The sequence below is a fragment of the Nonomuraea mesophila genome, assembly GCF_004352805.1.
Lineage (GTDB): Bacteria > Actinomycetota > Actinomycetes > Streptosporangiales > Streptosporangiaceae > Nonomuraea > Nonomuraea longispora.
Genome location: NZ_SMLD01000360.1, coordinates 1 through 1948, shown reverse-complemented (window position 1 = coordinate 1948; position 1948 = coordinate 1). Strand labels below are relative to the sequence as shown.

General features: G+C 71.5%; 2 protein-coding genes. One reads left to right on the top strand and one right to left on the bottom strand.

What is annotated here, in order from left to right:
• The coding region (locus tag E1295_RS48000) for a cysteine hydrolase family protein (protein WP_246081261.1) at positions 1–677 on the bottom strand (677 nt) is incomplete at its 3' end.
• A gap of 176 nt (positions 678–853) precedes the next feature.
• Here E1295_RS48000 and E1295_RS47995 point away from each other — a divergent pair.
• A partial coding sequence (locus tag E1295_RS47995; RefSeq protein ID WP_132642050.1) for a serine/threonine-protein kinase occupies positions 854–1948 on the top strand: 1095 nt, incomplete at its 3' end.

Sequence of the window (1948 nt, the reverse complement as noted above, 5' to 3'; positions counted from 1 at the left end):
GTTTCGCTCCGTCCTGTTCCCGCCCGTCCCGCCTCCGCCCGTTCTGCCTCCGTGCGGCCAGTCTCCGTGCGGCCAGTCTCCGTCTGCTCTGCCCAGTTCCTGGCCAGGTCGGCGGTGGTGGTGCGGCTCGCGAGCAGGCCGATGGTGTGCTTCATCACGGCCCGTGCGTAGTCGTCGGGGATGCCCGCCACCGCGTCCTCGACCACGGTGACCCGGTAGCCCAGGTTGACCGCCTCCAAGGCCAGCCCGGGGATGCCGAGGTTGAGCGAGACCCCGGCCGCGACGACGGTCGTGACGCCCAGCGAGCGCAAGGTCGTGTCGAGCGAGGTGCCGGTGAACGGGGAGAAGCCGTGGTGACGCCGGCTCTCCAGGTCGCCGGCGTCCCACAGGTCGGGGACGACCTCGGTGGCGGGCGTGCCCTCCAGCATGTGCCCGGGGTCCTTGAGCAGGGAGACGATGAACGGGCAGTTGCCGGTGTGGGAGCCGGCCCGGTCGGGGCGGAAGGCGGCCGTGCAGTGGATGACCGGGATCGCGGCCGCCCTGGCGGCGTGGAGGAGGCGGGCGGCGTTGGCGATGACGTCGTGGCGGGTGCACGCCTCCACCAGCTCCGGAAATTTCGTGAGATCGCCGACGACGCCCCGCTGCATCTCCATCACCAGGACGGCTACCCGCTCCACCGGCGACCTCCGCATCATCGTTAGCCGAGCGCTTGCTTGGGAACCGTCGATCAGCATAACACCGGCCCTCCCGCCGTCATCCGCGATTGACGTGGGGCGAAATTTCTGGACTCGTGACAACCGGAACCCCGGGTGAGACCGTCGAATCGAAGACGGCTGCCTGATGGGGGTAGGACTTGGTCCCTGGTTACCGTGAAGTTCGCCAGCTCGGCGCCGGCCGTACCGGCCGCGTGTTCCTCGCCACCTACCAGCAGACCGGCGCCTACGTCGCGATCAAGTATCTGAACGCCACGCTGCGCCGGGACACCGAGTTCATGGACCGCTACCGGTCCGACACCCACGAACTCGTCGAGATCGACGACCCGAACGTCGTCAAACTGTACGAATACGTCGAAACCCAGGCTCGGGCCGCCATCGTCATGGAGCTGGTGGACGGCGTCACGCTGCGCACCCTGCTCACCGAGCACCACAGGACCAGCCCCGAGGCGGCCCTCGCCGTACTGAAGAGCACGCTGCTGGCCCTGGCCGCCGCTCACGAGCGTGGCGTGCCGCACCGCGACGTCAAGCCGGAGAACATCCTCGTCCAGGCCGACGGCACCACCAAGCTGGCGGATTTCGGCGTCGTGGTGCACGCCGAGGAGCCCGGCGTGCCCGCGGGCAGCCCCGAGTACATGGCGCCGGAACTGTGGACCCAGGGCAGGGCGGGCCCGCCCGCGGACGTGTACGCGGCCGCGTGCGTCCTGTTCGAGGCGGCCAGGGGGCGGCCGCCCTACCGGGCGTACAAGGAAGGCGGGAACGGCGAGCTGGACGTGCCCGCACTGCGGGACGAACACCTGGTGGAGCCGGTGCCCGTCGAGGTCGCCCCCGACACGCTGCGCGACCTGCTCAGGCGGGGGCTCGCCAAGGACCCGGCGGTGCGGTACGCCTCCGCCCGGCAGTTCGCGGCGGAGCTGGAGGAGGACGCCGTCGCCGCGTACGGCCCCAACTGGGAGAACCGCGGTCGCCGCCACCTCGCCGAGCTGGCCACCCTGCTCGCCCTCCGCTTCCCGCTGGCCAGGACCGACCACGCCGCGACTGCCGCGTCCCGCATCCGCGACCGCATGCCGAGGGTGCCCCGGCTGCCTCCGCACCTGTGGGTGGCGGGCGCGACGGTGGTCGCCGTGGCGATCTCGCTCATGATGTCGGGCGGCCGGCTGCCCCCTGGGCCCGGCGCGATCCTCATGCCACCGCCGGAGACGCAGAGCGTGCAGGAACCGACCCCCGCCGACGCC